This is a genomic window from Actinoplanes nipponensis (genome assembly GCF_016862275.1).
GTDB lineage: Bacteria > Actinomycetota > Actinomycetes > Mycobacteriales > Micromonosporaceae > Actinoplanes > Actinoplanes nipponensis.
This window is the reverse complement of sequence record NZ_BOMQ01000097.1, coordinates 51771-78151: the sequence shown is the minus strand read 5'-3', so window position 1 is coordinate 78151 and position 26381 is coordinate 51771. Positions and strand designations below refer to the sequence as shown.

Annotated in this window: 20 protein-coding genes; 12 read left to right on the top strand and 8 right to left on the bottom strand. The window is 73.1% G+C overall.

Features of this window, described 5'->3' with window-relative positions; genetic code table 11:
* Positions 1 to 220 precede the first annotated feature (220 nt).
* Positions 221 to 1711 (bottom strand): putative bifunctional diguanylate cyclase/phosphodiesterase, encoded by a 1491-nt coding sequence (locus tag Ani05nite_RS41675; RefSeq protein WP_239131072.1) that lies wholly within the window; start codon positions 1709 to 1711, stop codon positions 221 to 223.
* Positions 1712 to 2718: 1007 nt separating this feature from the next.
* The gene (locus Ani05nite_RS41670) at positions 2719 to 4287 is read right to left on the bottom strand and encodes a S8 family serine peptidase (RefSeq protein ID WP_239131070.1); all 1569 of its coding nucleotides are present in this window, start codon (positions 4285 to 4287) and stop codon (positions 2719 to 2721) included.
* A gap of 214 nt (positions 4288 to 4501) precedes the next feature.
* On the opposite strand from Ani05nite_RS41670, the gene ppgK reads away from it, so the two are divergent.
* Positions 4502 to 5281, top strand: coding sequence for a polyphosphate--glucose phosphotransferase (gene ppgK / locus Ani05nite_RS38835; protein ID WP_203776832.1), 780 nt, complete (start codon positions 4502 to 4504; stop codon positions 5279 to 5281).
* Between the two features lie 8 nt (positions 5282 to 5289).
* Positions 5290 to 5751: a PPOX class F420-dependent oxidoreductase gene (locus Ani05nite_RS38830; protein WP_203776830.1), complete on the top strand. Its 462-nt coding sequence runs from the start codon at positions 5290 to 5292 to the stop codon at positions 5749 to 5751.
* A 1-nt stretch (position 5752) separates the two neighbouring features.
* Here Ani05nite_RS38830 and Ani05nite_RS38825 read toward each other — a convergent pair whose 3' ends face one another.
* On the bottom strand, positions 5753 to 6316 hold the full coding sequence (locus Ani05nite_RS38825) for a hypothetical protein (RefSeq protein ID WP_203776828.1): 564 nt from the start codon (positions 6314 to 6316) through the stop codon (positions 5753 to 5755).
* A gap of 89 nt (positions 6317 to 6405) precedes the next feature.
* Between Ani05nite_RS38825 and Ani05nite_RS38820 the strand changes: the two genes are divergently transcribed.
* From Ani05nite_RS38820 to Ani05nite_RS41665, 7 genes are all read left to right on the top strand, one after another.
* Positions 6406 to 7221: a spermidine synthase gene (locus Ani05nite_RS38820; protein WP_203776826.1), complete on the top strand. Its 816-nt coding sequence runs from the start codon at positions 6406 to 6408 to the stop codon at positions 7219 to 7221.
* Between the two features lie 139 nt (positions 7222 to 7360).
* Entirely contained in the window at positions 7361 to 9331 is a 1971-nt protein-coding gene (locus Ani05nite_RS38815) for an alpha-1,4-glucan--maltose-1-phosphate maltosyltransferase (protein ID WP_203776824.1), read from the top strand.
* 50 nt (positions 9332 to 9381) lie between these two features.
* A complete protein-coding gene (gene treS / locus Ani05nite_RS38810; RefSeq protein WP_203776822.1) occupies positions 9382 to 11157 on the top strand; it encodes a maltose alpha-D-glucosyltransferase in 1776 nt (591 codons plus the stop codon).
* Entirely contained in the window at positions 11154 to 12464 is a 1311-nt protein-coding gene (locus tag Ani05nite_RS38805) for a maltokinase N-terminal cap-like domain-containing protein (protein WP_203776820.1), read from the top strand. Before treS ends, Ani05nite_RS38805 begins: the two co-directional genes overlap by 4 nt.
* 106 nt (positions 12465 to 12570) lie before the next feature.
* A complete protein-coding gene (glgB, locus tag Ani05nite_RS38800; protein WP_203776818.1) occupies positions 12571 to 14724 on the top strand; it encodes a 1,4-alpha-glucan branching protein GlgB in 2154 nt (717 codons plus the stop codon).
* Between the two features lie 137 nt (positions 14725 to 14861).
* The gene (locus Ani05nite_RS38795; RefSeq protein WP_203776816.1) at positions 14862 to 15278 is read left to right on the top strand and encodes a VOC family protein; all 417 of its coding nucleotides are present in this window, start codon (positions 14862 to 14864) and stop codon (positions 15276 to 15278) included.
* The gene (locus tag Ani05nite_RS41665) at positions 15278 to 16030 is read left to right on the top strand and encodes an MmcQ/YjbR family DNA-binding protein (protein ID WP_239131068.1); all 753 of its coding nucleotides are present in this window, start codon (positions 15278 to 15280) and stop codon (positions 16028 to 16030) included. The genes Ani05nite_RS38795 and Ani05nite_RS41665 overlap by 1 nt, the downstream gene beginning before the upstream one ends.
* Here Ani05nite_RS41665 and Ani05nite_RS38785 read toward each other — a convergent pair.
* Positions 15982 to 16521, bottom strand: coding sequence for a GNAT family N-acetyltransferase (locus Ani05nite_RS38785; RefSeq protein WP_239131071.1), 540 nt, complete (start codon positions 16519 to 16521; stop codon positions 15982 to 15984). The genes Ani05nite_RS41665 and Ani05nite_RS38785 overlap by 49 nt on opposite strands.
* A gap of 318 nt (positions 16522 to 16839) precedes the next feature.
* Between Ani05nite_RS38785 and Ani05nite_RS38780 the strand changes: the two genes are divergently transcribed.
* Positions 16840 to 17214, top strand: coding sequence for a S24 family peptidase (locus Ani05nite_RS38780; RefSeq protein ID WP_203776812.1), 375 nt, complete (start codon positions 16840 to 16842; stop codon positions 17212 to 17214).
* Here the strand turns inward: Ani05nite_RS38780 and Ani05nite_RS38775 are convergent.
* On the bottom strand, positions 17183 to 17899 hold the full coding sequence (locus Ani05nite_RS38775) for a PP2C family protein-serine/threonine phosphatase (RefSeq protein WP_203776810.1): 717 nt from the start codon (positions 17897 to 17899) through the stop codon (positions 17183 to 17185). The two genes, Ani05nite_RS38780 and Ani05nite_RS38775, sit on opposite strands and share 32 nt — an antisense overlap.
* 76 nt (positions 17900 to 17975) lie before the next feature.
* On the opposite strand from Ani05nite_RS38775, the gene Ani05nite_RS38770 reads away from it, so the two are divergent.
* Positions 17976 to 18944, top strand: a complete 969-nt coding sequence (locus Ani05nite_RS38770; protein ID WP_239131066.1) for a LuxR family transcriptional regulator — start codon at positions 17976 to 17978, stop codon at positions 18942 to 18944.
* Here Ani05nite_RS38770 and Ani05nite_RS38765 read toward each other — a convergent pair.
* The gene (locus Ani05nite_RS38765) at positions 18922 to 19971 is read right to left on the bottom strand and encodes a zinc-binding dehydrogenase (RefSeq protein WP_203776806.1); all 1050 of its coding nucleotides are present in this window, start codon (positions 19969 to 19971) and stop codon (positions 18922 to 18924) included. The two genes, Ani05nite_RS38770 and Ani05nite_RS38765, sit on opposite strands and share 23 nt — an antisense overlap.
* Before the next feature lie 97 nt (positions 19972 to 20068).
* Between Ani05nite_RS38765 and Ani05nite_RS38760 the strand changes: the two genes are divergently transcribed.
* Positions 20069 to 22537: a Tex family protein gene (locus tag Ani05nite_RS38760; RefSeq protein ID WP_239131064.1), complete on the top strand. Its 2469-nt coding sequence runs from the start codon at positions 20069 to 20071 to the stop codon at positions 22535 to 22537.
* A gap of 52 nt (positions 22538 to 22589) precedes the next feature.
* On the opposite strand, the gene Ani05nite_RS38755 is transcribed toward Ani05nite_RS38760, so the two are convergent.
* Together Ani05nite_RS38755 and Ani05nite_RS38750 are read right to left on the bottom strand one after the other, a co-directional pair.
* Complete coding sequence (locus Ani05nite_RS38755) at positions 22590 to 24353, bottom strand: serine/threonine protein kinase (protein ID WP_203776802.1); 1764 nt, start codon at positions 24351 to 24353, stop codon at positions 22590 to 22592.
* A gap of 213 nt (positions 24354 to 24566) precedes the next feature.
* Positions 24567 to 26381 (bottom strand): serine/threonine-protein kinase, encoded by a 1815-nt coding sequence (locus Ani05nite_RS38750; protein WP_239131063.1) that lies wholly within the window; start codon positions 26379 to 26381, stop codon positions 24567 to 24569.

Genomic DNA, 26381 nt, shown 5'->3' with positions numbered 1-26381 from the left:
CGCCGGCGGCGGTCCCCGGCGGGGGTCGCGGCCAGCCGGGCGAGCAACTCGCCGGCGGTCTCCGCGGCGGCGCCGGCCGAGGCGGGTACGTCACTGGCTGTGGTCGATTTGATCGTGACAGCGGTCATGGCGGAGGTCCTCCATCAAGCGGGCAGAGAGCCGTGCCCGCACGCGGCGACCGTTCATTTCTCCTTACGCTAGCTGAGCGGCGGAACCCTGACTAGCCGAAAGTATGAGTGACGTTCCGTGAGTGAATGTGAAGCCACTGCCGGAACTCCTCCGCCGGCAACGGCCGGGACAGCAGATAGCCCTGCACCACGTCACACCCCTGCGCCGCCAGGTACGCGTACGTGTCGACGTCCTCCACCCCCTCGGCGACCACCCGCAGGTCGAGGGCGTGCCCGAGCTGCACGGCCGAGCGCACCACCGCCCGGTCCCGGTGGTCCTCGGCGACCCGCTGCACGAACGACTTGTCGATCTTCACCTCGTGCAGCGGCAGCTCCCGCAGCCGGCCCAGCGACGAGTAGCCGGTGCCGAAGTCGTCGATCGAGATCTCCACGCCCAGCGCGTGCAGCCGCTCCAGGGTGGCCAGGCTGCCGGCCGGGTCGGCCAGGATGGTGCTCTCGGTGATCTCCAGGGTCAGGCTCCGGGCCGGGTTGCCGGTCGCCTCCAGCAGCCGCTCCACCAGCTCCGGCAGGGCCGCGTCGAGCAGGCTGTTGGGCGACAGGTTGACCGCCACGTGCAGGTCGTGCCCGGCGCGGGCCCACTCCGCGCGGCAGTCCAGCGCCAGCCGGAGCACGTGCAGCGTCAGCGGCCAGATGAGGCCGCTGTGCTCGGCCAGCGGGATGAACACGTCCGGGTGGACCGACCCGAGCTCCGGGTGGCGCCAGCGGGCCAGCGCCTCGGCGCCGACCACCCGGCCGGTCCGCGGGTCCACCTTCGGCTGGTACGCCACGGTGATCTCGCCGCGCTCCACGGCCCGGCGCAGGTCGGCGATCAGCGCCAGCCGCTGCGGGCTGTTGCGGTCCAGCTCGCTGTCGTACAGGCGCAGGCCGGTGCTCTCCTTGGCGGCGTACATGGCGACGTCGGCGTGGCGGATCAGCGTCTCCGGGTCGTCGCCGTGCGCCGGGGCCACCGCGCCGCCGACGCTGGCCCGGGCGGCCAGCACCAGCGGGCCGATCGCGATCGGCTGCTCGACCACCTCGGCCAGCTCCGCCGCCGCGGCCAGCGCGGCGCCGGGGCTGCCGTCGGTGGGCAGCAGCACGGCGAACTCGTCGCCGCCGAACCGGGCCACCCGGCCCCGCCCGTCGACGTGCGCGCGCAGCCGCTCACCGACCTCGCGCAGCAGGGCGTCGCCGGTCTCGTGGCCCAGCGCGTCGTTGATCTCCTTGAACCGGTCCAGGTCGAGCACCAGCACCGCCAGCCCGGTGCCGGCGGCCCGGGCGGCGGCCAGCCCGGCCTCCAGCAGCTCCTGGAAGTGCCGGCGGTTCGGCAGCCCGGAGAGCGGGTCGTGCAGGGCCAGGTGCTGCTTCTCGGCGGCCTCGCGGCGCAGCCGGTCGACCAGGTCGGCCCGGCCCAGGGCGGCGCCGGCGTGGTTGGCCAGCGCCCCGAACAGCCGCAGCTTGGCCTCGGTGAAGCCGCCGGCGTCGGCCAGGCTGTCGGCCACCACCAGCACCGCCCGGTGCTCGCCGAAGGCCACCGGCACCGCCATCGCGTCGCCGGCCGCGCCGGGCGGGCGCCGCACCGGGGTGCCGAGCAGGGCCGGGCCCAGCCAGGCGTCGGCGCCCGGGCTGCCCAGGTGCGCCGCCGGCCGGCCGGACGACCCGGTCAGCCGGGTGTGCCGCAGCTCGTCGCCGTGCGCGACGACCAGCTCGGCCGTGCCGGCCCGGAGCATGTCGCGGGCCCGGTCCAACACCACCGTGACCAGGTCGTCGATGCCGCGGGTGCCGTCCAGCGCCCGGGTGAAGCCGTAGAGTTGCTCCACCTCGGCGTTGCCGTCGCCCAGCGCGAGGTAGGCCCGGTAGGCCAGCAGCAGCACCACGGCCACGATGCCGATCAGCGCCGGCGTCCACTGCGGCTCGGTGGTGGCCAGGAAGCTGATCAGGGCCACCGTCGTGGTGACGACGACCAGCCAGGTGCTGCGCAGCGCGGCCGGCAGCCGGCGCCACTCCCCCGGGTCGTCGTGCACCGCGATCACCGCGGTGAGCAGCACCGCCGCCACCACGTCGGCGGCGATCATGGCGAGGTAGGTGGCCAGCACCGTGCGCGGCCCGATGCCGTCGGCCGAGCCGGCCAGCACGTGCGGGGTGATCGCGTGGAAGACCAGGGCGCCGACGGCGGCCTGGACGGCCAGCAGGGCGACGTTGAAGGCCAGCTTGGCGCCGCGCTGGCCGCGGACGGCGATCAGCCCGGCGCCGCCGGCCACGGCGCGCAGCAGGATCACCGTGACCGGGTCGAAGGTGAGGAGCCCGACCACCATGCCGAACTCGGAGACGTTGATGCCGTGCGCGCCGCGGCGGACGCGCACGTGCACGGTGAAGCCCTCGGTGAGGAAGAACAGCACGGCGAGCCCGGCGAGCCACCACAGCCCGGCGGACGACGCGGGTGCGGTGACGCCGTCGGCGGCGAAGCGGAACACCACGGCGGCCGAGGCCGCGCCCATGCTCAGGGTGAGCAGACCCACCATGAGCTGCGGGCGCGGCCGCCGCGTGCGTTGCGCTAGTGCCATGGCTCCCCGGTCCAGCCGGCCGCCGACCAGCTCCGCCCGCTCCACGAACGGCCCGTCCAGGTCTCCGACGACCAGCTCCGCCCGCTCCAGGTGGCGCCCGACCAGCTCCGCCCGCTCCAGGTCGCGCCCGACCAGGACCGGCCGGTCCAGGTGACCGGGACCCAGCTGCGGGTGCCGGTCGACGCGGTGCCCCACGCGGTGCCGGTCCAGACCGAGCCGTTCCAGGTGCCGCCGATCCAGCTGCGCTGGGTGGCCGAGGCCGCCGTCCAGGACGGGGCGTACCAGAGCATGCCGAAGATGTCCCGTTCGCCGGTCAGCGGCGTGCCGGTGACCGAGTCGTAGACGTACGCGCCGGCCCGGGACGCCTCCAGCGAGCCGAGCCCGGTCGCCGCGGTGTTGAGCTGCCGGGTGTACGTGGTCCGGCTCCGCGCCGCCCGGGCCACGTTGATCTGGCCGTACCCGGCGGCGTAGGCGTCGCCGCCCACGATCGGGTCGGCCGTGCTGGTCAGCAGCTTCTTGACGTCGTCGGGCCGCATCCCGGGACGCTGCTGCAGCAGCAGGGCCACCGAGCCGGAGACCACCGCGGCCGCCTGGGACGTGCCGCTGCCGCGCAGGAACCGCTGCTCGGGGTCCTCGGTCAGGCTCAGCCGGGCGCCCGGGTAGGTGCGGTCGACGTACGAGCCCGGGCTGCGCAGCGACACCACGGACCGCCCGGCGGCTAGCACGTCGGCGTGACGGGCCGCGTTGCCCCGGTTGCTGAAGTCGGCGACGACGTCGTCCGTGCGGGTGTCCGTGCCCCGCGGGTCGGCCGCGCCCACGGCGATGACGTCCGGGTCGGCCGCCGGCATGGTCAGCCGGTTGGCCGCGAAGCCGTCGTTGCCGGCGGCCACCACCACCACGATGCCGGCCTCCCAGGCCTTCTCCACGGCGAAGGCCAGCGGGTCCAGGGTCGCCGACTGGGCGGACTGGGTGCCGTAGGACAGGTTGAGCACCTTGATGTTGAGGCCGGGGTCGTTGCGGTGCGCGACCACCCAGTCGATGCCCGCGATGATCTGCGAGACGTCGCTGGCGCCGTCCGCGGTGGCCACCTTGACGCTGACGATGTGCGCGCCGGGGGCCACGCCGGCGAACCGGGTCCCGGTCGTGGTGGCCGGGTCCTGGCCGGCGATGATGCCCGCCATGTGCGTGCCGTGCCCGAACGTGTCGAGATAGCGCAGGTTGGGCGCCTGCGACTCGAAGGAGAGGTCCGGACCGTTGATGACCTTGCCGGCCCCGTCGAGGCCCTTGACCGGCGACACCCCGGAGTCGATCAGCGCGACGCCGATCCCGGCGCCGGTCAGCACGGCCCCGCTCAGGGCGGCGCCGAGGTCGGGGTTGGCGGCGTCCGCCCGGTCGGCCCCGGCCGCCCTGATCACGGTGCTCATCGTGGTGGTGCCCGACTGCACCAGCCAGTTCGCGCTCAGCCAACCCGGCTCGGGCGCGGCCTGGGCGGGCGCGCCGAGCGTCAGGGCGCCGGTTACCGTGAGCGCGGTGACGGCCGCGGCCGCGAGTGTGCGCATCGTTGCTCCTTCGCGCCGGCACCACCGGGCGGGTCGGGGAGTCGCCCGCGGGGCAGAGTGCCGGTACAGCCGCCCTATCGGCCGCGGGCCGCGGGACTTGAACGGAATCGCCGTGGCACCCGTCACGAGAACGCCCCGGGCCGAGGTGGCACGATTCGGATCCGGGTGTGCGTGGGTACACAGACCGAAAGCGCACCGGAGACGGAGAACGGGCATGGCCATTCTTGGCATCGACATCGGCGGTTCCGGCGTGAAGGGCGCGCCGGTCGACACCGCGCGCGGCGAACTGCTGGAGGAACGGTTCCGGGTGCCGACCCCGCAACCGTCGGACGTGGGCAGCGTCGTGGAGGCGGTCGCCGAGGTGGCCGCGAAGTTCACCGGCTACGACCGGGTCGGCATCACCTTCCCCGGCGTGGTGGTGGACGGGGTGACCCGGACCGCCGCGAACGTCGACAAGTCGTGGCTCGACGCGCCCGCGGCCCGGCTGTTCAGCGAGCGGCTCAGCGTGCCGGTCTCCGTGCTGAACGACGCGGACGCGGCCGGCGTGGCCGAGGTGGCCTTCGGCGCCGGGCACGACCAGCGCGGCCTGACCATGATGCTGACCTTCGGCACCGGCATCGGCAGCGCGCTGTTCCTGGACGGCACGCTGATCCCCAACACCGAGTTCGGCCACCTGGAGCTGGACGGCAAGGACGCCGAGCTGCGCGCGTCCGACCGCGCCCGCGAGCAGGAGGACCTGAGCTGGGAGAAGTGGGCCGGCCGGGTCCAGGACTACCTGCGGCACGTGGAGATGCTGCTGTCGCCCCGGCTGTTCATCGTCGGCGGCGGGGTCAGCAAGAAGGCCGACAAGTGGCTGCCGCTGATCGAGGTCCGCACCCCGATCGTGCCGGCCACCCTGCTCAACAACGCCGGCATCATCGGCGCCGCGGTCACCGCCGGACAGGCCCACGGCCACCCGGGCGGTTTCCCGGTCGACGCCGACCAGCCGAGCTGAGGAGAGACATGGCCCGCACCGTCGCCACCACCACCCGGGTCGGCCGCGAGGAGCTGCTCGCCTTCGTCCGGCCCCGCCACCAGGCGATCCTGATGACCACCCGCCGCGACGGCCGCCCGCAGGCGTCGCCGAACACCTGCGGCGTGGACGCGCAGGGGCGCATCGTGATCTCCACGTACCCGGAGCGGGCCAAGGCGGCGAACATCCGCCGCGACCCGCGGGTCAGCGTCTGCGTGCTCTCCGACGACTTCGGCGGGCCGTGGGTCCAGGTCGACGGCACGGCCGAGGTCATCGACCTGCCGGACTCGGTCGAGCCGCTGGTCGAGTACTTCCGGGTGATCTCCGGCGAGCACCCGGACTGGGACGAGTACCGGCGGGCCATGCGCGAGCAGGGCAAGTCGCTGATCCGCGTGACGATCGACCGCTGGGGCCCGATCGCCACCGGCGGCTTCCCGGCCCGGCTGGCCTGAGTCAGCCCACCCGCACCGGCAGCAGGTAGAGCAGGGTGTCGCGGTGCAGCTCGGCCACCGGTTCCAGCAGGTCCGGGTGGCGCAGCAGCGCCGCGGCCTCCAGGTCGCGGGGGTCGGGCCGGGTCAGCCGGCGGAACTCGCTCGGCAGGTCGCCCGCGCGGCGCGGCCGCGGCCGGGGCCGTTCGTCGGCGATCGGCACGGCCGCGGCGACCGCGTCGACGGCCCGGACCGCCAGGTCGGGGTCGGCCAGCAGGCAGGCCGCCCAGCTGACCACGACCTCGTCGACCCAGGTGCGCCAGCCCTCGTCGTCGGCCATCTCGTCGTCGGGCTCGCTGCCGGCCTTCCAGTCCAGCAGGGCCGAGCCACCGGGCCCGGCCATGGCGACCAGCTCGGCGTCCACCGGGGTCGGGTAGCGCAGCCACGCGGCGACCGTCACGGCCTGCCGGGCCTGCAGCTCGGCCAGGGTGTCGGCGGACCGGTCGGCCCCGCTGGACGGGTACGCGCGGACCAGCCAGTGCGTGCTGGCCGCGATGACCGGCGACAGCGCGGTGGACGGTCCGGCCATGTGTGCCCCCTGAGGTTGCGCACACCCCGTCGGGGTGCGTCACGCTACCTCTCGGCGCGGGGCAGGCCGGGTTGAGTAGCCTCGCCCCGATGGCACCCAGCAGCAACCGGCGCGCAACGAGCTTCACCCGGGTCGCCTCCGGCACCGCCTCGCTCGAGCCGGACCGGCGCCGGGAACGGGGCTGGACGCTGCTGGTGGACGGGGTGCCGCAGTCGTACGTCGACCTGGCCGATCCCACCTATCTGGCGTTCGAGTACGTGCGCCGGCTGGCCACGGTGCTGCGGTTGGCGGCGCCGGCGGCCGTACCGTTGACGGTTCTGCATCTCGGCGGCGGCGCGCTGACGCTGCCGCGCTGGGTGGCCGCGACCCGGCCCGGCTCGGCGCAGACGGTGGTGGAACGCGACGGCCTGCTGCTCGCCCTGGTCTCCCGGGCCCTGCCGTGGGCGGCCCCGGTCGAGGTCGTGGTGGGTGACGCCCGCGAGTTCGTGGCGGCCGGCCCGGCCGAGGGGTACGACGTGATCGTGGTCGACGTCTTCGACGGCGCGGCGATGCCGGCGAGCGTGGCCGGGGTGGGCTTCGCCGCGGCCGCCGCCCGGCTGTTGCGCCCGGCCGGCGTGCTGGCGATGAACCTGACCGACGTGCCGCCGCTGGCCTCCTCGCGGATCCAGGCGGCCACGCTGCGCGCGGCGCTGGGCGACGTGGCGCTGATCGCCCCGCCGGGCATGCTGCGCGGCCGCAGGGCCGGCAACGCGGTGCTCGCGGCGGCCCGCACGCCGGGCGTGCTGGACATCGAGCGGCTCGCGCGGTCCGTGGCCCGCGACGCCGAGCCGGCCCGGGTGTGGCACGGCGCGGAATTGACCGGTTTCCTGGCCGGCGCAATGGCGCGCCTGGACGGGCCGCGCTGAGGGCTCTCCGGTAGGTTGAACGGCATCGGGGCCCGGCCGTTTGCGGTTGCTCCATTCCGGAGAAGCCTGTCCTCAAGCGGCTGCCGCAATTCGCCCGTCGCCGTGCCCGCTCCCGCGCTCGAAGATTACGGTGGAGATCATGACCGGTCGCTTTCCCATCGAAGATGTGACGCCATCGGTGTCCTGCGGCCGCTACCCCGCCAAGGCGGTGGTCGGCGAGCTCGTCCCCATCTCGGCGGTGTCCTATCGGGAAGGCCACCACGCCCTGGGCGTGAACGTGGTATGGCAGGGTCCGGAGGGTGAGGCCGAGCCGTTCACCCGGCTCAGCCCGGGCGAGCCGGGGCTGGACAAGTGGCACGGGGTGATCCGGCCGGACCGGGTGGGCCGGTGGACGTTCACCATCGAGGCGTTCGACGACCCGTACCAGACCTGGCGCAACGCGGTGACCAAGAAGATCGGGGCCGGGCAGGGCCTGGAGGATCTGGCCAACGACCTGGCCGAGGGCGCGGAGCTGCTGGACCTGGCCGTCAAGATCGTGCCGCACGAGGAAGAGGAGCGGGTCCGGGACGCGGCCGCCGCCCTGCGCGACGCCCAGCGCTCGCTGTTCTCCCGGGTCTCGCCCGCGCTGGAGCTGGAGGAGCTGCTCTGGCAGCACCCGGTGCGCCAGCTGGTGACCACCACCCGCTCGTACGCGATCTGGGTCGACCGCCAGCGCGCGCTGTTCTCGTCGTGGTACGAGTTCTTCCCGCGCTCCGAGGGCGCCGAGGTCGGCCCGGACGCCACCCCGCTGCGGCACGGCACCTTCGCCACCGCCGCCGAGCGCATCCCGGCCGTCGCCGCGATGGGCTTCGACGTGCTGTACCTGCCGCCGATCCACCCGATCGGCCGGGTCAACCGCAAGGGTCGCAACAACACGCTGGTCGCCCGCGAGGGCATCGACGTGGGCTCGCCCTGGGCCATCGGGTCCGACGAGGGCGGCCACGACGCGATCCACCCGCAGCTGGGCACGCTGGAGGACTTCCGGCGCTTCATCGGGGTGGCGCACGACAACGGCCTCGAGGTCGCGATGGACCTGGCGCTGCAGTGCGCGCCGGACCACCCCTGGGTCAAGGCCCACCCGGAGTGGTTCACCACGCGCGCCGACGGCACGATCGCGTACGCGGAGAACCCGCCCAAGAAGTACCAGGACATCTACCCGCTGAACTTCGACAACGACCCCCGGGGCCTGCGCGAGGAGGTGCTGCGCGTCGTCCTGCACTGGGTGTCCAACGGCGTCAAGATCTTCCGGGTCGACAACCCGCACACCAAGACGCTCAACTTCTGGCAGTGGGTCATCGCGAAGATCAAGGACGCCGACCCGGACGTGCTGTTCCTGGCCGAGGCGTTCACCCGGCCGGCCATGATGAACGGGCTCGGCAAGATCGGCTTCACCCAGTCGTACACGTACTTCACCTGGCGCACCACGGCCTGGGAGATGAAGGAGTACATGGGCCAGCTCAAGGCCTCGATCGACTGGATGCGGCCCAACTTCTGGCCCAACACCCCGGACATCCTGCACGAGTCGCTGCAGCACGGCGGCCCGCCGATGTTCAAGATCCGGACGGTGCTGGCCAGCATGCTCTCGCCGTCCTGGGGCATGTACTCGGGACTGGAGCTGTTCGAGCACGTCGCGCGGCCCGGGGCCGAGGAGTACATCGACAACGAGAAGTTCGAGCTCAAACCGAGGGACTGGGCCGCGGCGGAGCGGGCCGGGCGCAGCCTGGCGCCGTACATCACCAGGCTCAACACGATCCGGCGGGAAAATCCCGCGCTGCACTGGCTGCGGAACCTGGAATTCCACGAGATCGACAACGCCGCCCTGCTGTGCTGGTCGAAGCGTGACCCGGAGACGGGCAACACCGTCCTGGTGATCTGCTCGTTCGACTCGGCGAACGTGCAGTGGGGCAACACGACACTCGACATGCCCGCCCTGGGCCTGGACTGGCACGAGCGGTTCACCGTCACCGACCAGATCACCGGGGCGACGTACGAATGGGGTCAGCACAACCCGGTCCGGATCGACCCGTACGTCGAGCCCGCACACGTGTTCGTGGTGCACCCGCGCAGCTAGGCACTACACAGCGATTGAAGTTCCTGCGGGGTGGGGTAGGTGAACGTCTGATGGACCTGACGAGCGACCTCGACGAGAGTGTCGAGCACGATCCCGCGGAGGGCAGCCACGTCGAGGACGGGGTGGTCGAGCATCCGACCGCCGACGACTTCGGGCACGCCCGCGCGCTGCCCGCCGACCGGACCTGGTTCAAACGCGCCGTCTTCTACGAGGTGCTGGTCCGGGCGTTCTACGACTCCAGCTCCGACGGGTCCGGTGACCTGCGCGGGCTGATCGAGCGCCTCGACTACCTGCAGTGGCTCGGCGTCGACTGCCTCTGGCTGCCGCCGTTCTACGACTCGCCGCTGCGCGACGGCGGCTACGACATCCGCGACTTCTACCGGGTGCTGCCCGAGTTCGGCACGGTCGAGGACTTCGTCGCCCTGCTGGACGCGGCCCACAAGCGGGGCATCCGGGTCATCACCGACCTGGTCATGAACCACACCTCGGACTCGCACGCGTGGTTCCAGGAGTCGCGCCGCGACCCCGAGGGCCCGTACGGCGACTACTACGTGTGGAGCGACACCAGCGAGCCGTACTCCGACGCGCGGATCATCTTCGTCGACACCGAGGAGTCGAACTGGACGTTCGACCCGGTGCGCCGGCAGTTCTACTGGCACCGGTTCTTCTCGCACCAGCCCGACCTCAACTACGACAACCCGGCCGTGCAGGAAGCGATGATCGACGTCCTGCGCTTCTGGCTTGACCTGGGCATCGACGGCTTCCGGCTGGACGCGGTGCCGTACCTGTTCGAGCGTGAGGGCACCAACTGCGAGAACCTGCCCGAGACGCACGCGTTCCTCAAGCACTGCCGGAAGGTCATCGACGACGAGTTCCCCGGCCGGGTGCTGCTCGCCGAGGCCAACCAGTGGCCGGCCGACGTGGTGGAGTACTTCGGCGACGCCGACACCGGCGGCGACGAGTGCCACATGGCGTTCCACTTCCCGCTGATGCCGCGCATCTTCATGGCGGTGCGCCGCGAGTCGCGTTTCCCCATCTCCGAGATCCTGGCCCAGACCCCGGCCATTCCGGACATGGCGCAGTGGGGCATCTTCCTGCGCAACCACGACGAGCTCACGCTCGAGATGGTCACCGACGAAGAGCGCGACTACATGTTCACCGAGTACGCCAAGGACCCGCGGATGAAGGCCAACGTGGGCATCCGCCGGCGGCTCGCCCCGCTGCTGGAGAACGACCGCAACCAGATCGAGCTGTTCACCGCCCTGTTGCTGTCGCTGCCCGGCTCGCCGGTGCTGTACTACGGCGACGAGATCGGCATGGGCGACAACATCTGGCTCGGTGACCGCGACGGCGTCCGCACCCCGATGCAGTGGACACCCGACCGCAACGCGGGCTTCTCCACCGCCAACCCGGGCCGGCTCTACCTGCCGGCCAACCAGGACCCCATCTACGGCTACCAGTCGGTGAACGTGGAGGCCCAGCGCGACAACTCGACGTCGCTGCTCAACTGGACCCGCACGATGCTGGCGGTCCGCCGCCGCCACGAGGCGTTCGCCACCGGCACGTTCCGTGAGCTCGGCGGCTCCAACCCGTCGGTGCTCGCCTTCCTGCGCGAGGACGGCGACGACGTGGTGCTCTGCGTCAACAACCTCTCGCGCTTCCCCCAGCCCATCGAGCTGAACCTGCAGCACTGGAACGGCTACACGCCGGTCGAGCTGACCGGGCACGTGAACTTCCCGCGCATCGGCCAGCTGCCGTACCTGCTGACCCTGCCGGGACACGGGTTCTACTGGTTCCAGCTGTGCGGGTCCGAGGAGAAGCAATGACGCTGCCCTACGCCGAATGGCTCCCCCAGCAACGCTGGTACGCGGGCCGCAGCCGCACCCTGGCCGACGTCAAACAGGCCTCGTCCACCCCGCTGAAGGACGACCTGGACCTGGTGCTGCTGGACGTGTCCTACACGGACGGCAGTTCCGAGCGTTACCAGGTGCTGGTGGCCTGGGACTCCGGGCCGATCTCGGAGTACAGCACGGTCGCGACCATCGGCGCCGACGGCGACCGCACCGGCTACGACGGCCTGTACGACCCGGAGGCCGCGACCTACCTGCTGTCGCTGATCTCGTCCGACGCGACCGCCGGGGACATCGTGTTCTCCTCGGAGCCGGGGGCGACGTTCCCGCTGGAGCACGCCTCCCGGGTCTTCGACGCCGAGCAGAGCAACACCAGCGTGATCTTCGAGCAGGAGGCCATCCTCAAGGTCTTCCGCCGGGTCGACTGCGGGATCAACCCCGACATCGAGCTCAACCGGGTGCTCGGCCGGGCCGGCAACCCGCACGTGGCCAAGCTGCTCGGCTCGTTCGAGACCGCCGAGGGCGGCGAGCCGTGCCCGCTCGGCATGGTGACGGCGTACGCGCTCAACTCGGCCGAGGGCTGGGCGATGGCCACCGCCAGCGCCCGCGACCTGTTCGCCGACGCCGAGCTGGGCGCCGACCAGGTGGGCGGCGACTTCGCCGGCGAGTCGTACCGCCTCGGCGAGGCCGTGGCGTCGGTGCACAGGACGCTCGCCGAGGAGCTGGGCTCCGGCCCGTCGCCGTTCCCGGTCGACGCGGTGATCGCCCGGCTGGCCACCGCGGCGGCGGCCGTGCCCGAGCTCGCCGGGTACGTCCCGGCCATCGAGGAACGTTTCCGCAAGCTCACCGGCGAGCAGATCACCGTCCAGCGGGTGCACGGCGACCTGCACCTGGGGCAGGTGCTGCGGGTGCCGGCGGCGTGGCTGCTCATCGACTTCGAGGGCGAGCCCGGCCAGCCGCTCGACGAGCGGCGGCTGCCCGACTCGCCGCTGCGCGACATCGCCGGCGTGCTGCGCAGCTACGAGTACGCGGCGTACCAGCTCCTGGTGGACCAGGACGACGACGAGCATCTCGCCGCCCGGGCCCGGGAATGGGTCGACCGCAACCGCGCCGCGTTCTGCGACGGGTACGCGGCGGCCGCCGGGTACGACCCGCGGGAACAGGGTCCGCTGCTGGCGGCCTACGAACTGGACAAGGCGGTCTACGAGGCCGCGTACGAATCCCGGCACCGGCCCGGCTGGCTGCGCATCCCGCTGCGGTCGATCGCCCGGCTCGTCGGCTGATGACCCCGTCCGACCGCCACCGCCCTTGACCGGACTGAAGACCCCGTCCGACCACCCCGCCACCGCCCTTGACCGGACTGAAGACTTTCTTCTTCGAGGAGTTCCGATGCAGACCACCCCGCCGCCGTCCCTGGCCGGCGACCAGCGTGCGCTCAACGCCGTGATCGCCGGCGACACGCACGACCCGCACAGCGTGCTGGGCACGCACCCCGGCGGCGGGCGCACGGTGATCCGCACGATGCGCAAGGGCGCCAAGGAGGTCGTCGTCGTCGTCGGCGACGAGCGCACCCCGATGACCCAGGTGCACCCGGACGGCGTGTTCGCCGCCGAGCTGCCCGGCGAGGTGCTGGACTACCGCGTCGACGTGGACGGCAAGGTCTGCGACGACCCGTACCGGCACCTGCCCACGCTGGGCGAGCTCGACCTGCACCTGATCGGCGAGGGCCGGCACGAGAAGCTCTGGAAGGTGCTGGGCGCCCAGGCCAGGGGTGACGGCGTCGCCTTCGCCGTGTGGGCCCCCAGCGCCCGCGGCGTGCAGGTCATCGGCGACGTGGCCGGCTGGGGCCCGTTCGACGGCTGGCCGATGCGCTCGCTGGGCAGCAGCGGCGTCTGGGAGCTGTACGTGCCCGGCGCGTCCTCCGGCACCAAGTACAAGTTCAAGATCCTGGGCCGCGACGGCGTCTGGCGCGAGAAGGCCGACCCGCTGGCCCAGCACACCGAGGTGCCGCCGCGCACGGCGTCGGTCGTGTACGAGTCCACCTACGAGTGGCAGGACGCCGAGTGGATGGCCGAGCGGGCCACCAAGGAGTGGCACCAGGAGCCGATGAGCGCGTACGAGGTGCACCTCGGCTCGTGGCGGCCCGGCCTGACCTACACCGAGCTGGCCGAGCAGCTGGTCGACTACGTCAAGGAGACCGGCTTCACCCACGTCGAGCTGATGCCCGTGATGGAGCACCCGTTCGGCGGCTCGTGGGGTTACCAGGTCACCGGCTACTTCGCCCCGACCTCCCGCTTCGGCTCCCCCGACGAGTTCCGCCACCTGGTCGACAAGCTGCACCAGGCCGGCATCGGCGTCATCCTCGACTGGGTGCCCGCGCACTTCCCCAAGGACGAGTGGGCGCTGGCCCGCTTCGACGGCACCCCGCTCTACGAGCACGGCGACTGGCGGCGCGGCGAGCACCCGGACTGGGGCACGTACGTGTTCGACTTCGGCCGGCGCGAGGTCCGCAACTTCCTGGTGGCCAACGCCAACTACTGGTGCGAGGAGTTCCACGCCGACGGCCTGCGCGTCGACGCGGTCGCCTCGATGCTCTACCTGGACTACTCCCGCAAGGACGGCGAGTGGACGCCGAACCAGTACGGCGGCCGGGAGAACCTCGACGCGATCAGCTTCCTGCAGGAGATGAACGCGACGGTCTACCGCAACAACCCCGGCGTGGTCACCATCGCCGAGGAGTCGACGGCGTGGCCGGGCGTCACCCGGGCGACCCACCTGGGCGGGCTGGGCTTCGGCTTCAAGTGGAACATGGGCTGGATGAACGACACCCTCTCCTACATGGAGAAGGAGCCGATCCACCGGCAGTGGCACCACCACCAGATGACCTTCGCCACCGTGTACGCCTGGAGCGAGAACTACATCCTGCCGATCAGCCACGACGAGGTGGTGCACGGCAAGGGCTCGCTGACCGGCAAGATGCCCGGCGACCGGTGGCAGAAGCTGGCCAACACCCGGGCGCTGCTGGGCTTCATGTGGGCCTTCACCGGCAAGCAGCTGCTGTTCATGGGCGCCGAGATGGGCGACGACCGGGAGTGGAGCGAGGAACGCGGCCTCGACTGGGACCTGCTGACCGACGAGTCCGGCGGCGGCGGCATCCACAAGCTGGTCACGGACCTCAACCGGGCGTACAAGGAGACGCCGGCGCTGTGGACGCAGGACACCACGGCGAGCGGCTTCCGCTGGATCACCAGCGAGGACTCGCAGCACAACACGTTCTCGTTCCTGCGGTTCGCCCCGGGCGGCGACACGCTGGCCTGCGTCGTGAACTTCGCGGCGGTCCCGCAGGACGACTACCGCATCGGCCTGCCCCGCGCGGGCGTCTGGCGCGAGGTCGTGAACACCGACAGCACCCTGTACGGCGGCTCCGGCGTGGGCAACCTGGGCGAGGTGCACGCCGAGGAGCTGCCGTGGCACGGCCTGGACGCGTCGGCCTCGCTGCGGGTGCCGCCGCTGGGCGCGGTCTGGCTGCGGCACGAGGGCTGATCACCGGTCGACCGCCGGGCGCGTTCCCCTGGCCGGGGGATGCGCCCGGCGCGTTGGTCCGGACGGCGGAAAGTGTCGGGGGCCGGGTCTAGGGTGCGAGACGTGGTTCACCCGTCGTCTCGGCAAAGGAGCCGGTCATGACAGTCCTCCTCAACCCGTACCTCACGTTCGGTGACGGCCAGGCGCGCGCCGCGATGGAGTTCTACCACTCCGTCCTCGGCGGCCAGCTCGACGTCAGCACGTTCGGCGACTTCGGCGCCCCCGACCCCGCGCTGGCCGACAAGGTCATGCACGCGATGCTGGTGACCGACGGCGGCCTGGCGCTGATGGCCTCCGACACCGCGCCCGGCATGGAGCACGTGCACGGCACCGACATCGCGATCAGCCTCAGCGGCGACGAGGCCGAGACGCTGCGCGGATGGTTCGAGCGGCTGGCCGAGGGCGGCACGATCGGCATGCCGTTGGAGAAGCAGATGTGGGGCGACGAGTTCGGCACCTGCACGGACCGGTTCGGCGTGCAGTGGATGGTCAACATCGGCGCGCCGCGGTCCTGATGGGGCGTCCGTCTCCCGGGGGCGATCCCGCTCCCGGCACCGCGCCCGGCCCCGCGCCCGGCACCGCGCCCGGCACCGCCGTGGGATCCGAGCCCGCCGCCCGGGCCGATCCCCTTGGCCGGGTTGAGCCGGCTGAGCGGGCCGGTTCCGCTGACCGGGCTGATCCCGCCGAGCGGGCTGATCCTCCGGCCCGGACACATCCCTCAGCCCGGTCTGATCCCGCCGAGGGGGCCCATTCCGCTGACCGGGCCGACCCTCCGGCCCGGACACATCCCTCAGCCCGGTCTGATCCCGCCGACCGGGCCCATTCCGCTGACCGGGCCGAACCCGCTGCCCGGTCTGATCCCGCTGCCCGGTCTGATCCCGCCGAGCGGGCGGATTCCGCTGCCGGGGCCGGGCCGCTCGCCGCGCTGCGGCGGATCTGCGGGGCCCTGCCGGACGTCACCGAGCGGCCCAGCCACGGCGCCCCCACCTGGTTCGTGCGCGACCGCCGGAGCTTCGTGACACTGTGGGAGCACGGTCACCACGACAACCGGTTCCCGCACCTGTGGTGCGCGGCCCCGCCCGGCACCCAGCAGGAGCTCATCGCCGCGCAGCCGGAGCTGTTCTTCCGCCCGCCCTACGTGGGGCACCGCGGCTGGCTCGGCGTGCGGCTGGACGGCGCCGTCGACTGGACGGAGATCGACGAGCTGTGCCGGGACGCCTATGACGTCGTCGCCCCGTCGAAGAAGTCGGTCTCCAGGAGCCCGTAGAGCAGGTCGTCCGTCCACTCGCCCTTGACCCAGCTGGCCTGGCGCAGATGGCCCTCGCGGCGGAAACCGGCCCGCTCCAGCAGCCGGTACGACGCGACATTGCGGGCGTCGCACTCGGCCGACACCCGGTGCAGACCCTTCACCCGGAAGAGGTGGTCCAGGACGGCCCGCACGGCCTCGGTCGCGTACCCGTGACCCTGCCGCTCGGGCGCCAGCGTGTAGCCGATCTCGGCCTGCCGGAGGTTGTCGTGCAGGTTCACCCCGACGTCGCCGATGTGCGCCTCCTCGGCGGCGAGCTCGACGGCGTACTGGAACCAGCCGGGCTGGCCGGGGTCCGCGGCGGCCATCGACTCGACGGCGTAACGGGCCTTGCGCAGCGGATACGGCGACTCCCAGGACTGGTAGCGCGCGACCCGCGGATCCGTCCGGTAGGCGGCGAGGGTCTCGACGTCGGTGGTGCGGAACCGGCGCAGCACCAGGCGTTCGGTCATCAGGAGCACGGTTCGAGCCTACGCAGCGGTGCGGCGGTCGGCGCACGCCGGAGGCTGACTCGGCGTGCTCGTCCGGCGGTCCGGGGGCAGAGGCGTGCGGGCGAGGGCGCGGGAGCGCGGCGGCGAAGGCCGAGCGGTGAAGGCGCGAGCGGTGAAGGCGCGAGCGGTGAAGGCGCGAGCGGTGAAGGCGCGGACGCAGGGGGCAGGGCGAAGGCGCGAGCGCCACGTGGGCAAAGGCGCGGCGGGGGCGAGACGGCGACGCAAGCGCCGCCGAAAAGCGCTGGCCGTCCCGCCCCGCCCGCCCGATGATGACGAAACATGAGCAATCTGACGTCAGTCGCCACTCGGGTGGCCGCGGGCGCGACCGTCGCCTTCCGCCCCACCGGCTCCTCGATGGCCCCGCTGATCCGCAGCCGCCAGCTGGTCACCGTCGCGCCTGTCGATCCGGCGAGGGTCGTGGTCGGTGACATCGTGCTGGCCCGCGTCGCCGGCTCGGTCTACCTGCACCTGGTCTCCGCGGTCGACCCCGCGAAGGGTCGCGTGCAGATCAGCAACAACCGGGGCCGCATCAACGGCTGGACCAATTATGCCCGCATTTATGGCATATGCACGCGCATCGACGGCCACGACCGACCGGCCGTGGGATCGAGCCGGTCCAGCCCTACTCCTCCACGTCCGCGACGATCACCGTGACGTTGTCCGGCGCGCCCGCCTCCAGCGTCCGCGCGATCAGCTCCGCCGCGCACACCTGCCGGTCCGGGTACGACCGCAGCGTCGTCGCGATCACCTCGTCCTCGACGTAGTCGCTCAGCCCGTCGCTGCACAGCAGGAACCTGTCCCCCGGCCGGACCGGCACCATCCGCCCCGCCGGCCGGAACGGCCCGCCCTGCACCGCCTGGGTCACCAGCGCCCGCTGCGGGTGCCGGCGCGCGTCGTCCGGGGTCAGCACCCCCTGGTCCACCAGCGCCTGCACGTACGTGTCGTCGCGGGTGATCTGGGTCAGCGCGCCGTCGCGGATCAGGTAGCAGCGGGAGTCGCCCACGTTCAGGGCGGCCACCCGGTCGCCCGAGAGCATGAGCGTCGTCACCGTCGTGCCCATGCCGTCGCGGGCGTCGTCGTCCGCCACCGCCGCCTCGATGCGCTCGTTCGCCGTCTCCAGCGCCGCGATGAGGTCCTGCAGCGGCTCGCCGGTGTCCGGCTTGGCGTCCACGTCGGCGAGCGCGCGGACCAGGATGTCGCTGGCCAGTTCCCCGGCGGGCAGGCCGCCCATGCCGTCCGCCACGACCAGCAACCGCTCGCCGACGAAGACCGCGTCCTCGTTGTTCGACCGGACCAGGCCCTGATCGGAGGCGGCGACCGCACGCAGCACGACACTCATGCCACAAGACTGCCAAAGGGCTGCGGCGGTGTCTGTAGTACGTAGTACGTAGTGTTGGGTGGTGATGCCGGTACCGATGGTGGGACGAACGGACGCGTTGGACGAGCTCCGGCGCGCCTGGGAGCGCGTGGGCGCCGGCGGACGGTGCGTGCCCGCCGTGATCACCGGGCCGCCCGGCACCGGCAAGACCACGCTCGCCGCCGCGGCGCTGCAGCTCACGACGCCACAGGTGGTGCTCTCCGGCTCCGCGCGGCTGCATTCCCCGGCGCCCTACGACTGGCTCGCCGCGGTGCTGGCCGGGTGGGGTTCCCGGCCGGCCCTGCCCGTGCCGCCCGACGCGCTGGCCTGGCTGGCCCAGGACCCCGATGTCCCCCGGGAGCGGTACACGCCGGACGCGCTGCTGCGGCTGGCCGTCACGACCGTGCGGACGTTGGTGGGGGGCCGTCCCGCCGTCCTCGTGGTCGAGGATCTGCACGCGCTGGACCCGGCCAGCCTGAACCTGATCGGCGAGCTCGCCGGCGCGGAGCTGCCGGCGCTGCTGCTGGTGACCAGCCGGCCGCCCGACGAGGCGGTCTCGCAGCTGCTCACCGCCCGCGTCCTGGCCCGGCTGTCGGGCGCCCCGGGCGCCGTGCGCCAGCACCTGGGTGCGCTGACCGCCGGGCAGGTGGGCCGCATCCTCGATCACGTGTACGGCGCCAGCAGCCCGCCCCCGCAGGTGGCGGACGCGGTGTGGCGCCGCACCGGCGGCAACCCGTACCGGCTGACCGAGCTGCTGGCCACGGCCGGCGGGCCGGAGGCGCTGGCCGACGCCCCGCTGCCGTCCTATCTGCGGGAGCAGCCGGAGCTGACCGCCCGGGAGCGGGAGGTGATCGGCTGCCTGGCCGAGGGCATGTCGAACAAGCAGATCGCCCAGGCGCTGGGCATCTCGGTGCGCACGGTCACCGTGCACGTGTCGAACCTGCTGCGCAAGACGGGTGCGGCCTCCCGGACGGAGGCCGCGCTCTGGGCGGTGCAGCGTGATCTCAGGGCCACAGCAGCGTCTTGATCGAGCGGCGCTCGTCCATCGCGGCGTACGCCTCGGCGACCTGCTCCATCGGCAGCTGCAGGTCGAAGACCGCGCTCGCGTCGAGGTTCCCGGCCAGCACGTCGGTCAGCAGCTCGGGCAGGTACGGCCGGACCGGGGCGACGCCGCCGGCCACCGCGATGTTGTCGGCGAACATCTTCCTGATCGGCAGCTCCGCCCCGCCGAGGGGCACGCCGACGTAGCCGACCCGGCCGCCGGGCCGCACCGAGGCCAGCGCCTGCGCCATCGACTCCTGGTTGCCGACGCATTCGAGCACGGCGTCCGCGCCCCGGCCGCCGAGCCGGTCGCGCAGCACCGCGGCGCCGTCGTCGCCGCGCTCGGCGATGATGTCGGCCGCGCCGAAGGCGGTCGCCACCCGCTGCCGGTCGGCGTGCGAGGAGAACGCGACGACCCGTTCCGCGCCGAGCCGGACGGCGGCGAGCACCGCGCACAGGCCGACCGCGCCGTCGCCGACCACCGCGACCGTGCTGCCGGGGCCCACGCCCGCGGAGACGGCGGCGTGGTGGCCGGTGCCGAGCACGTCGGACAGGGCCAGCAGCGCCGGGATCTGCGCCGTGTCGGGCGGCGCGGGCGTGGCGACCAGGGTGCCGTCGGCCAGCGGCACGCGCACGTACCGGCCCTGACCGCCGTCGAGGGTGCGGCCGGCGGGGTCGGTGCCGCCGTACCACTGGACCTGCTCGCACGAGGTGGTGACGCCCTGCCGGCACGGCCGGCAGCTGCCGTCGCTGATGGAGAACGGCGAGATGACGAAGTCGCCGGCGCGCAGCGTGGTCACGTCCGCGCCGGCCTGCTCGACCACGCCGACGAACTCGTGGCCGATCGGGTGCGGGTCGGCCGGCGGCCGGGCGCCCCGGTACGTCCACAGGTCGGAGCCGCAGACGCAGGCGGCGACCACCCGCACGACCGCGTCCGTGGGCAGCTGGATCGTGGGGTCCGGACGCTCTTCCCAGCGGATGTCGCGGGGCGCGTACCACATCGCGGCGTGCATGCCGCCGACCTTACCCGCGCCCGCGCCGGGTGATCGTCCGCCCGGTATTCGCGGGGCGGCGCGACAAGCACCGGGCCCCTCGGTCACAATCGTCGGCGTGACGACCAGCATCCATCAGCGCATTGCGAGTGAGCTCGGGGTCCGTGAGGGACAGGTGACGGCCGCGGTCGACCTGCTGGACGGCGGAGCCACCGTGCCGTTCATCGCCCGTTACCGCAAGGAGGTCACCGGCACCCTCGACGACCAGCAGCTGCGCCTGCTCGAGGAGCGGCTCGGCTATCTGCGGGAGCTCGAGGACCGTCGCGCGGCCGTGCTCGAGTCGATCCGCTCGCAGGGCAAGCTCGACGACGCCCTCGAGGCGCAGATCCTCGCCGCGGAGTCCAAGGCCCGGCTCGAGGACATCTACCTGCCGTTCAAGCCCAAGCGCCGGACCCGCGCCCAGATCGCCCGCGAGGCCGGCCTGGAGCCGCTGGCCGACCTGCTGCTGGGCGACGCGACCCGGGACCCCAGGGCCGAGGCGGCGGCCTACGTGGACGCCGACAAGGGCGTCGCCGACGTCGCGGCGGCGCTCGACGGGGCCCGGGCCATCCTGATCGAGCGCTTCGCCGAGGAGCCGGACCTCATCGGCGAGCTGCGCGAACGCATGTGGACCAAGGGCCGGCTCGTCGCGAAGGTGCGCGAGGGCAAGGAGACCGAGGGCGCCAAGTTCGCCGACTACTTCGACTTCGCCGAGCCGTTCACCAAGCTGCCCTCGCACCGCATCCTCGCCATGTTCCGCGGCGAGAAGGAGGACGTGCTCGACCTGACCATGGAGCCCGAGGAGGGCGCCGCCGATCCCGCGGCCGGGCCGTCGTCGTTCGAGGCTTCGGTGGCGGGCAAGTTCGGCATCAGCGACCACGGCCGCCCCGGCGACCGCTGGCTGCTGGACACGGCGCGGTGGGCCTGGCGGACCCGGATCCTCATCCACCTCGGCGCCGACCTGCGGGTCCGGCTCTGGCAGGCGGCCGAGGACGAGGCGGTCCGCGTGTTCGCGGCGAACCTGCGCGACCTGCTGCTGGCCGCCCCGGCCGGCAGCCGCACGACGATGGGCCTCGACCCGGGCTTCCGGACCGGCGTCAAGGTGGCGGTGGTCGACTCGACCGGCAAGTGCGTCGCCACCTCGACCATCTACCCGCACGTCCCGCAGAACAAGTGGGACCAGTCGCTGCACACCCTGGCCACGCTGGCCACCGAGCACAAGGTCGACCTGGTGGCGATCGGCAACGGCACGGCGTCGCGGGAGACCGACCGGCTGGCCGCGGATCTGATCAAGCTGCACCCGGAGCTGGGCCTGACCAAGGTCATGGTGTCCGAGGCCGGCGCGTCGGTGTACTCGGCTTCGGCGTACGCGTCGCAGGAACTGCCCGGCATGGACGTCTCGCTGCGCGGGGCGGTCTCGATCGCCCGCCGCCTGCAGGACCCGCTGGCCGAGCTCGTGAAGATCGACCCCCGGTCGATCGGCGTCGGGCAGTACCAGCACGACCTGTCCGAGATGAAGCTGTCGAAGTCGCTGGACGCGGTGGTCGAGGACTGCGTGAACGCGGTCGGCGTCGACGTCAACACGGCGTCGGCCCCGCTGCTGACCCGGGTGTCGGGCATCGGCGCGGGCCTGGCCGAGAACATCGTGATGCACCGCGACGCCAACGGCCCGTTCCGGAACCGTTCCCAGATCAAGAAGGTGGCCCGGCTGGGCCCGAAGGCGTTCGAGCAGTGCGCGGGCTTCCTGCGCATCCCGGACGGCGACGACCCGCTGGACGCCTCCAGCGTGCACCCGGAGTCGTACCCGGTGGTCCGGACGATCCTGGCCACCGCCGGCGGCGACCTGAAGACGGTGATCGGCAACAGCCCGCTGCTGCGGGCGCTGCGCCCGGAGAAGTTCGTCACCGACACCGTCGGCCTGCCCACCGTCACCGACATCCTGCGCGAGCTGGAGAAGCCGGGCCGCGACCCGCGCCCGGCGTTCACCACGGCGACGTTCGCGGAGGGCGTCGAGAAGATCGCCGACCTGCGGCCCGGCATGATCCTGGAGGGCGTGGTCACGAACGTGGCGGCGTTCGGGGCGTTCGTGGACGTCGGCGTGCACCAGGACGGCCTGGTGCACGTGTCGGCGCTGTCGAACACGTTCGTGAAGGACCCCCGCGAGGTGGTGAAGTCCGGCGACGTGGTGAAGGTCCGGGTCGTGGACGTGGACGAGGCGCGCAAGCGGATCTCGCTGACGATGAAGCTCGAGGACAAGCCGGAGCAGCGGGGGCCGCGCGAGCCCCGCGACGGCCGGCCGGCCGGTCGGTCCGCTCAGGGCGGGCAGGGCGGGCGGTCGTCCCAGGGCGGGCAGTCCGCCGGCCAGGGTGGCCGGCCCCGCCAGGGCGGCCAGCCCTCCGGTCAGGGTGGTCGGCCGCGCCAGGGCGGGCAGCCGGGTCAGGGCGGCGGGGGTCAGCGCTCCGGTGGACAGTCCGCCGCCGGGGGCAGCAGTTTCGGCAACAGCGCGATGGCCGACGCGCTCCGGCGGGCCGGGCTGACCAAGGACTGAAGGTGGCGGCCGGGCCCGGCTCTCGGGCCCGGCCCGGCCCGACCGCGCCCGGTCAGCGCTCGATCGGCCAGAGCTTGATGTCGTTGAAGGCGACCGCGTAGGGCCCCTTCACCGGCGCGCTGCGCTCGGTGTAGATGCCGAGCACCACCCGGCCCCCGCTGATGTCCTTGTCCTGCACCGGCACGGACCCCAGCAGCTCGCTGTCGCGCAGCACCTCGAGGGTCTCGCCCACGATGCTCACGGTGATGAGCGTGGCGGGCGCGCCCACCTCGATCGGGCGGTCGTCGAGCGGGAAGGTCTTGTAGACCTCCGTCACGTCCGACTTGTGCGTGCCGACGTAGACGTTGCGCTCGCAGACGCGCACCTGATAGCCGCGGAACTGCGCGAAGCGCATCCAGATCGAGGCGCAGCTGTTCGGGGTCAGCAGCCGCACCTTGACCTCGGCCTGCACGTCCGGGGGTTCGTAGTCCACCGGGCCCTTGCAGCGGAACACGCCGCGGGTCTCGCGCCGCACCACCAGGCCGCCGTCGAACGAGCAGCCGGCCCGCTCCTTGTCGTCCGACGAGGCGATCCAGAGCCGTTGCCGGCCCAGGGGGTCGGCGAGCAGCACGGTGGCGTCGGATCCGCTGTCACCCGGATCGTCCGGGCCGGTCGTGGCGCCGGGGTCCGCCCCGCCGCGCGGCCACAGCGCCGCCACCACGCCGCCCACCGCGAGCATCGCGATGAGCAGCAGGCTCACCGCGGCGGGCAGCACCCACGGCCGGCGCGGCGTGGGATCGTGCGTGAACGGCGTGTCCGGCCCGGCCGCAGAGGTCGGCACCGGCTGGGTGACGATCGCGTTCTCCGAGTAACCGACCAGGGTCGGTTCGGCGGCCGCCGCGGCGAACTGCTCCACGGGCTGGACCCCGGTGACCGCCTGCGCCTCCTGAGCGGCGAAGCGCAGGCCGGGCTGGTGGTCGAGGGCGGCGCCGGACGCGGCCGGCCGCTGCGGCCCGTCGACCAGCAGGTCCAGCAGCTCGCGGGCGCTGGGCCGATTGGCCGGGTCCTTCTCCAGGGCGTGGCCGATGAGGTCGCGCAGCGGTCCGCTCAGCCCGCTCAGGTCCGGGGCCTGGGTCAGGATCCGCGCGGCGGTCGCGGGGGGCGAGTCGGCGCTGAACGGGGTACGGCCGGTGCCCGCGTACGCGACGACGCCGCCCCAGGCGAACACGTCGGCCGCCGGGGTGAGCGGCAGGTCGGTGTCGGGCCCGAACCGCTCGGGCGCCATATAGGCCACCGTGCCGAGCATCTGGTCGGTGCGGGTGTGCGCGCTCGTCGCCTCCAGCGCCCGGGCGATGCCGAAGTCGATGACCTTGGGGCTGCCCGGGGCGAGCAGGACGTTGCGCGGCTTGAGGTCGCGGTGGATGACGCCGGCGCCGTGGATGGCGGTCAGGGCGGTGGCGACGCCGATCGCCACACTGTGCAGATTGGACGCGGTGAGCGGGCCGCGTTCCTCGACGACCTCGGCCAGGCTGGGCCCGTCGACGTACTCGACCACCAGGTAGGGCTGCTCGTGGTCGGGGTCGGCGTCGAGCACCTCGGCGGTGCAGAAGGGCGGCACCTGGCGGACCCGGTTGACCTCGCTGCGGAACCGGCGCCGGAACTCGTCGTCGGGCGCCAGGTCGGCGCGGACCATCTTGACCGCCACGAGCACCCCGGCGGCGCTGCGGGCCAGGTAGACCGTGCCCATGCCGCCCTCACCGAGCCGGCCGACCAGCTCGTACGGCCCGAGCCGGCGAGGGTCACGCGGGCGCAGCGGGCTGGTCCGCTGGTCCGACATGCCGTTTACTCCTACGCCCCGGCAGCATGACGCCGCCCCACCCCCGACAGGAAAGGTCACCCTATCGGGACAGGTCGCCGCCTGCGAACACCCGTCCGGCGGTTGCCGCTCAACCGACACAGACGGCGGCCGACCGGCCCGGCCGAAACCCGACATCCCGCGGCGGCGGAACGCGCTGCGTCATCGCGCAGGAGCCGCGGGTGATCCGTCGCCCTACAGGGAGCGAATGTCCACATTGGCGAAGGTGACCGCGTACGGCGGCCGGGCGTCGACGGCCTCGGCGCTGAGGCCCAGCAGCACCGCGCCCTCCTCCGGCCCGTCCCTGGGCAGCCGCACCGACCCCGCGAAGTCGCCGCCCCGGAACACCTGCGCCTCGCCCTCCCGGACGACCAGGTGGATGCGGGTCGACCCGCGCGGAGCGATCCGTTCCCGCAGGGGGATCCGCCCGTACACCCGCCGGTCGTCCGGCCGGTCGGCGGCCACCGACATCTCGCCCGGGCAGACCCGGAGCACCTGCCCGCCGCGCCGCGCGTCCCAGTGGAACCAGATCGCGGCGCAGCTGCCCGCCGACTGCAGCGCGACGGTCACCGCCACGCCGAAGTCGTCCGCGATCGGCTCCTCGGGGCCGACACACTGGTAGGTGCCGCGATCGACCCGGACCACCCGCATCACGCCGAGGGTGGAGCAGGTCGCGTCCTGCTCGCGGATCTCGCTGTCCCGCCACTGGCCGGGCCGGGTCAGCGGGTCCTGGATGATCGGCTCACCACCGGTGGGTTCCACCGGCGACCGGCCGCTGTCGTCGCCGGGCTCGTCGTCCTCGTAGTCGGTCGGTGTCGTCGCAGGGGGGTCGTCCGGGGCGGGCGCCCCGTCGTCCGGCCGCGCCGTGGACTGCTCCACGCCGGCCGCCGCGCCGCCGCGCTGGGTTCCGTTGGTGCTCAGCGGGTCGCCGGCACGGCTGTGCGCGTTCAGCACGAGCGCCACCGTCGCCACGCCGGCCAGCACCAGCAGCACGGCCAGCACAGCGAGCAGCCGGTGACCCCGGGGCCGTCCGCGCGCACCGTACGGGACGGGGTGGCCGCCGTAGGTGCGCGGGCCGTACGCATCGGCGGACTCGAACGGGTGGGAGTCGTAGGACTCGTCGGGGTCCGCGGCCGGCGCGCGGCTGACCACCGTGGCGCGCTGCCGCGCCGCCGGACGGTCGCCGTCCAGCAGCATGTCCAGCAGCTCGCGGGCGGACGGCCGCTCCTCGGGGTCCTTCGACAGCGAGAGGGCGACGAGCTCCCGCAACGGCTCCGGCAGCCCGGCCAGGTGCGGCGGCTGGGTGAGGATCCGGGCCGCGGTCGCCGGGGGCGAGTCGCCGTGGAACGGGGTCCGGCCGGTGCCGGCGTAGGCGACCACGCAGCCCCAGGCGAAGATGTCCGCGGCCGCCGTCAGCGGCGTGCCCGGTTCCGAGGAGAAGCGCTCGGGCGCCATGTAGGCGACCGTGCCGACCATCTGGTCGGTGCGGGTGTGCTGGCTCGTCGCCTCGAAGGCGCGCGCGATGCCGAAGTCGATGACCTTGGGGCTGCCCGGCGCCAGCAGCACGTTGTCCGGTTTCAGGTCGCGGTGGATCACCCCCGCGCCGTGGATGCCGGTCAGCGCGGTCGCCACGCCGACCGCCAGGGAGTGCAGGGCCGCCGCCCGCAGCGGGCCGCGCTCCTCCACCACCTCGGCCAGGCTCGGCCCGTCGACGTACTCCACCACCAGGTACGGCGGGTTGTGGTCCAGGTCCGCGTCCAGCACCTCGGCGGTGCAGAAGGACGGCACCTGGCGGGCCCGTTCCACCTCGCTGCGGAAGCGGCCGCGGAACTCCGGATCGTGGACCAGCGTCGCGTGCACCAGCTTGATGGCGACGTAGTTGTCGTCGCGGTCGGTGGCCAGGTAGACGACGCCCATGCCGCCGGAGCCGAGCCGGCCGGTGAGCCAGTACTCCCCCAGCTGCTCGGGATCGCCCCGGCGCAGCGGGGTCACGCGGTACGCGGTGTCCAC